The 6,645-nt window shown below is 62.3% G+C and carries 4 protein-coding genes; 2 read left to right on the top strand and 2 right to left on the bottom strand.

The window, feature by feature from the left end:
- Together nosZ and Q4G24_RS01935 are read right to left on the bottom strand one after the other, a co-directional pair.
- Positions 1-1,939 (bottom strand): TAT-dependent nitrous-oxide reductase (gene nosZ / locus Q4G24_RS01940; RefSeq protein WP_303364811.1); only part of this gene is annotated, 1,939 nt, incomplete at its 3' end.
- A 1-nt stretch (position 1,940) separates the two neighbouring features.
- The gene (locus Q4G24_RS01935) at positions 1,941-4,157 is read right to left on the bottom strand and encodes a NosR/NirI family protein (protein ID WP_303364810.1); all 2,217 of its coding nucleotides are present in this window, start codon (positions 4,155-4,157) and stop codon (positions 1,941-1,943) included.
- 171 nt (positions 4,158-4,328) lie between these two features.
- Between Q4G24_RS01935 and Q4G24_RS01930 the strand changes: the two genes are divergently transcribed.
- Both Q4G24_RS01930 and Q4G24_RS01925 read left to right on the top strand, forming a co-directional pair.
- Entirely contained in the window at positions 4,329-5,537 is a 1,209-nt protein-coding gene (locus Q4G24_RS01930) for an acyl-CoA dehydrogenase (protein WP_303364809.1), read from the top strand.
- Positions 5,537-6,616 (top strand): CaiB/BaiF CoA-transferase family protein, encoded by a 1,080-nt coding sequence (locus Q4G24_RS01925; RefSeq protein ID WP_303364808.1) that lies wholly within the window; start codon positions 5,537-5,539, stop codon positions 6,614-6,616. The genes Q4G24_RS01930 and Q4G24_RS01925 overlap by 1 nt, the downstream gene beginning before the upstream one ends.
- Positions 6,617-6,645 lie beyond the last annotated feature (29 nt).

The raw sequence follows: 6,645 nt of genomic DNA, 5'->3' as shown, positions 1-6,645 counted from the left end.
CGCGCATTTCCATATGCAGCGCGTGGCAGAACCACTGGCAATAATACCAGTAAACGCCCGGCTTGGCGGCCACGAAGGTCACGGATGAGGTCGCCTGCGGCCCGATTTCCATGGCAACGCCGTGGTTGCCAAGGGTGAAGCCGTGGGTCAGATCGTCGATGTCATCAAGGTTGGTGACGATCACCGTTACCTCGTCACCCTCGTTCACCTCGAACTCATCCAGCGCAAAGGTCGGCGCCTGCGAGGACATATAGACGCGCACCTTGGTGGGGTCGTCCTTGTCGCGGATCACGCTGTCCTGCCAGTCGTCAAGGTCGATCCCGTCCGCCTCGGCCTGTGCGCGGGTCTCGGCCCACATCGGGTCATTGCGATCCCACACCGATTTGATGATCGGCGTCATCAGCGAGGCCGGAACGGCGATGGCGTCATGCGGCTCGGCAAAGTTCGGGCCATCATGGACGACCTTCATGTCGTCGGTCGAAATGTCGATCAACTGATCGTTTTCCGGCTTGAGCGGGCCGACGTTCAGGAAGCGGTCCTTGCTGAACTTAGACAGGCAGACCAGCCATTTGCCGTCGGCATCCAGCGTCTCGCCCAGCGTGGTTTTCAGGTGGCCCGGCTGATACTGCACATCAACCTTGGAAATGATCGGATTGACGTTTTCGCCATTATAGGCGCGAACGGCGTTTTCGATGTTCCATTTCACCACCTGGCTGTCGAGGAACAGCGAGGTAAAGGCGTTGCCCTGACCGTCAAACGCGGTGTGAAGCGGGCCAAGGCCGACTTCGGGCTGGGCGACGATCACCGATTCCGGTTCCGCCTCATCCGCGAACACGGCGGCCAGTTTGCGCACGTCGATCACCGAAACGGTCGGCGACAGCTTGCCCGCGATGCACAGGTGGATCTTGTCCGGGGCCATGTTGCAACCATGCGGGTTGTTCGGGATCGGGATATAGCGCGTCAGCCGTGCGGCCGCGTTTTCCTTGCGCCCGTCAAGGATCTTGGCCCCGTTCAGTTCCTGATACTCGCCACGTTCGATGGCCGCCTCGATCGCTTCGATGTCAAAGACGACCACATGGTCCATCTCGGCCGAGGTCATCTCGGCCTGGGTCATCCCCATTTCCGAGTTATAGCTGGTCGAGAAGGCATATTTCCCGTCATAATCCGCATCGCAGTTGTCAAGGTTGCCCGAGACGATGATCTGCCATGCGACCTCCATCTTGTCGCTGTCCACGGCGCTGAACAGGTTCACATAGGTGGACACATCGTCCATCGTGGTGCCGTCATTGACCAGCGGGGTTTCGTCCTCGCTGTTGCAGAAGATATAGTTGGACGACGGCACCTTGCGCGGGCGCATCCCGTGCATGGCGGTGGCGTTGGGCATTTCCAGAATGGAATCGCATTTCATCACATCGCAGCGGATGCGGGCGATACGGCCATTGGCCTTGTCCTGCATGAACAGATACTGGCCGTCATAACGACCGTCCGTATAGGACATATGGATGTGGTGCAGGTCGCCGTTGTCGTGGATTTTCTTGCCGTTGGCGGCCAGATAGTTCTTGGTCTTTTCGCTCATCGTCCGCTGATGGATGCGGATCGATTCGTTGGTCTGGCCCCAGCCGGTCGCGGAGCAGCGGTTGAACACCGGAATCCGCATCAGCTCGCGCATCGACGGGATGCCCAGAATCCGCGCCTCGCCGGTCTGGCCCGACGACCAGAAGCCATAATATTCATCCAACTGGCCCGGCGCGATGTGGATATTCGCCTCGCCCGCCGATTGCGCACTGGCCGAACCGGCAGCCGCCACGGCTGCGCCGCCGGTTGCTGCGGCAAGGAACGCGCTGCGGGTGGTGATGCCGCCGCCCAGCAGGGCCGCGCCACCAACGGCGGTGCCAAGCAGGCCGCGCCGGCTGATGCGGGTCTTGTTGTCCTCGGTCATATCAGACTCCTTTCGCCTGAAGGTTGGGATGGTTGCTCAGCCCCGCGCGAGGGGTGAGGTCGGGAACACCGCTGTCGCTGACGGCCTGACGGCGTTTCAGCTTTTTGATGACAACGGGGCATTTCGTTTTTGAATGATACAGAACCTGACAATGCATACAGTTCAGGCACTCATTCGGGTTGATCTGGCCTTCGGGGTGAATGGCCTGCACGAAACATTCATTGGCGCAGGTCTGGCAGGGATTGCCACATTCCTTGTAACGCTTGAGCCAGTCGAACATCCGCATCCGCGCCGGAATGGCCAGCGCCGCACCCAGCGGGCAGAGGTAACGGCAATAGAACCGCTCGATGAACAACCCGCCGATCAGCAGCGCGCCGACATAGAGCAGGAACGGCCATGAGCGTTGGAAGTTGAGGATGATCGCGGTTTTGAACGGCTCGACCTCGGCCAGATGCTCGGCCCGCTCAAGGCTGACCAGCGACACACCGAACAGGCCCAGGAAGATCACATATTTCACCGCCCAGGCGCGTTCATGGATGAACCATGGCACGGTGATCTGCGGCACGCGCAGCTTGCGGGCGATCTGGTTGGTCAGTTCTTGCAAAGCACCGAACGGACACAGCCAGCCACAATAGGCCCCACGCCCCCAGAAGATCAGCGCAGCAGCCACGCTGAACCACAGGATAAAAGTCAGCGGGTCCAGCAGGAATGCCTGCCACGAGAAGTTATCCCGCAGCGCATTGAACAGCGCAAAGATATTCACCACCGAAAGCTGCGCATTCCACATCCAGCCAAGCACAACCAGCGTGATCGTCAGGAAGGTCAGGCGGAACACCCGCACCGCGCGTTCGCTGCGCGACAGGTATTCCTGAAAGAAGAACGCCAGCGTCAGGATACCCAGCATCACCAGCGTGGCGGCAATCTGCGGCTGTTTGCTGGCCCAGACGCGCTCCCACAGGGCAGCTTGTGCGCTGGCTTCGGGCATTTCCGCGGCGGCGACGGCCTCGGCAGGGGCCGGGGTGGCCTCGGGCTGCGGAATGGCCTGCAAATAACGCTCGGGCAGTTGGTAGCCCAGGTCATAGGTCAGAAACGCCTTTTCCAGCGCCGAAACGTCACGATGCACCAGCAGTTGAATGCGGAACGGCTTGGTCGGGTCGAAACCGCTGTCGGCAGGGATGCGGAACAAGTCCACTTCGGTAAAGCCCGGCGACCCGGCCAAAGCGATACTGGAGCGGCGGTGCTGGCGGTCACGGAAGCGCACCGACACATCGTCCTGAATCAACTGAATCCGGTCGAAAATCCCGCCCCGGACATAGCCCGAGCCTTTGAAGGAATAGATTCCCATGCCAGCGATCAGCACGGCGCTGTCGCCCTCTTGCAGCCAATTGGCAAGGTTGTCGTAATCCCGGTCCCCAAGCACCACCCGCCCGATGGAAGGCACGCTGACCAGCGCCGCCTGCATGTCGATAAAGTTGGTCTCGGGCGCATCATTCAGCGGGCGGTCAGCGGCGCGGGTGTCGTCATGGGCGGCGAAAGCCTCGTTCACCTCGCCCACGGTCAGGGCAAGGCGGCGGATGGTGCCGTCGCCCTCGCCCTCGGCCCAGTCGGTGACGGGGGCAGCGTCCTCGCGCAGCACATATTCCGGGCCAGAGGCGACCTCGGCCCCCAGCCCGCCAAGGCCCAGCGCCCGCGCAACCCGCAGGCCCGCCCGCACGATGTTGTCGTCAATGACCATCACCGTCACCGTCGCGCCGGAAATGATGTTCAGGTCATGCGCCGAACCGCCCGCAGCCGCCTCGGCCACCAGATCAAGGCCGATATAACCGGCGACCATTTCCTCCATCCGGGAATTGGGAATACCGATCAGAACGATGGGTTCGGAATGTTTTACCAGCCTGACGCCGACCACCTTGGCCGCATCGTCAATGGCGACCATCGTATGAATAGGCTTGCCGGAATAGCCAGTGGTGCCGACGAAATCGCTGGTGATAAAGGCCCAGCCGACGGTCTTGCCTTGCGCCAGAACCGGTGCGACGGGCAAATCGCTGCGCATCGGGCCATAAGCATCGGCCCCCGCGACCAGATCGCCTGCCGGAACCTCGTTCAGAAACTGCGGCAACACCTGCGCCCGGACCGGACCGGACAACAGCAGGAAAAGCCCCAGAAGAAAGGCAAAAAAGGGCCGCAAGACCCGCAATGCCGCATACCGCTGTTTCATCATCATTCCAATGTCCCGATGCCGGGCAGAACTGCCGCGCTGGACTATTTGTGTGCCGCGCGGCGCGGACCTGCCTTGACCAAACTCAAGCCCTCGCGGGATTTCGTAAAACCTCTTGGCTGGGCCGGGGCAATCGTGCTTTGATAAGTCATTGTCAGGAAAGGACTGCCCATGCCGCTGAAACCCAAGGATGCCCCCGAACTTGGCCCGTTCGACTGGACCGACGCGCTGCGGCTGGACGGTCAGCTTTCGGACGAGGAACGCGCCATCCGTGACAGCGCCCGCGCCTATGCGCAGGACCGCCTGCAACCGCGCGTGATTGCGGCATGGCGCGATGAGGTCACGGACCCGGCGATTTTCGCGGAAATGGGGGCAATGGGCCTGCTGGGCGCGACCCTGCCGGAAGAATATGGCGGGCTTGGGGCATCTTACGTCAGCTATGGGTTGATCGCGCGGGAAATCGAGCGCGTGGACAGCGGCTATCGCAGCATGATGTCGGTGCAGTCCTCGCTGGTGATCTATCCGATCTATGCCTATGGGTCCGAGGAGCAGCGCCGGAAATACCTGCCCAGGCTGGCCAGCGGCGAATGGATCGGCTGTTTCGGCCTGACCGAACCAGATGCGGGTTCCGACCCCGCCGGGATGAAAACCGTGGCCCGCAAAACCGACGCGGGCTATGTGCTGAACGGATCGAAAATGTGGATCTCGAACAGCCCGATTGCGGATGTGTTCGTTGTCTGGGCCAAATCCGAGGCCCATGGCGGCAAGATCCGCGGCTTTGTGCTGGACAAGGGGATGCCCGGCCTGTCCGCGCCCAAAATCGGCGGCAAGCTGTCGCTGCGAGCCAGCATCACCGGCGAAATCGTCATGGAGAATGTCGAGGTGCCGGAAACCGCGCTGTTACCCAATGTCGAGGGGCTGAAAGGCCCGTTCGGCTGTCTGAACCGCGCGCGTTACGGGATCAGTTGGGGCGTGCTTGGCGCAGCCGAGTTCTGCATGAGCGCGGCCCGCCAATATGGCCTTGACCGCCAGCAATTCCGCCGCCCGCTGGCGCAGACGCAGCTTTATCAATTGAAACTGGCGAATATGCTGACCGGGATCAGCCTTGGCCTGCAAGCCGCCTTGCAGGTTGGGCGGCTGATGGATCAGGCGCAGGCCGCGCCGGAAATGATCAGCCTTATCAAACGCAACAACTGCGGCAAGGCGCTGGACATCGCCCGCATGGCCCGCGACATGCATGGCGGCAACGGCATTTCCGAGGATTATCAGGTCATGCGCCACGCCGCCAATCTGGAAACCGTCAACACCTATGAAGGCACCCATGACGTTCACGCGCTGATCCTTGGCCGCGCCATCACCGGCCTTCAGGCGTTCTTCTGATGCCGTTGACCGGCCTGCGCGTGATCGAGCTGGCCCGCATCCTCGCCGGGCCGTGGATCGGACAGACGCTGGCCGATCTTGGCGCGGATGTGGTCAAGGTCGAATCGCCTCAGGGCGATGAGACCCGCAACTGGGGACCGCCCTTTATCGGTGACAGCGCCGCCTATTTCCACGCCGCGAACCGTGGCAAACGCGGCATGACATGCGATTTCCGCAACCCCGCACAACTGGCCGCACTCAAGGCCGAAATCGCCCGCGCCGATGTGGTTATCGAGAACTTCAAACGCGGTGATCTGGCGCGTTACGGGCTGGATTATCAAAGCCTTGCGGTGGACAATCCGGGGCTGATCCATGCCTCGGTCACGGGCTTTGGGCAGGATGGACCAAAGGCTGACCTGCCCGGCTATGACCTGCTGATTCAGGGCGCCAGCGGCATCATGGACCTGACCGGAGACCCCGACGGTCCGCCGCAAAAGGTCGGCGTCGCATGGATCGACATTATCACCGGCTTGTATGGTGTGATCGCGGTTCAGGCCGCTTTGGCCGAACGCAGCCGCAGCGGTTTGGGCCAGCAGATTGACCTGTCGCTGATGGATTGTGCGGTGGCGGCGCTGGCCAATCAGGCCATGAACGCGCTGGCCGGGGCCGCGCCGCGCCGGATGGGCAATGCGCACCCCAATATCGTGCCTTATCAGGTGTTTCCCGCCAGCGATGGTCATATCATCATCGCCTGCGGATCAGACCGGCAATTCGCGGCGCTGGCGCAGGCGCTTGGCGACCCGACGCTGGCCGCCGATCCTGCCTATGCCACCAACGCGCAGCGGGTGGCGGCGCGGGATACGGTCGTGGCCCGGATCAGCGTCCTGACCGCCCCCCTGACCCGCGCCGAGATCACCGCCCGGCTGCAAGCCGCAGGCGTCCCCGGTGGCCCGATCAATTCCGTGGCCGAGGCGCTGGCCGATCCGCAGGTGCAGGCGCGCGGCGTGGTCATCGCGCCCGAAGGCACCCCCGGCATCCGCACCCCCATCCGCTTTTCCCGCAGCCGCCTGCATCTCAGCCGGGCCGCCCCCCGACGTTAGCTTTTCAGGAAATCAAAGGCAAAGATCAT

Source organism: Paracoccus sp. (in: a-proteobacteria) (assembly GCF_030538695.1).
Lineage (GTDB): Bacteria > Pseudomonadota > Alphaproteobacteria > Rhodobacterales > Rhodobacteraceae > Paracoccus.
Note: the sequence above shows the minus strand (reverse complement) of the source record. Positions and strands in the feature narration are given on the sequence as shown.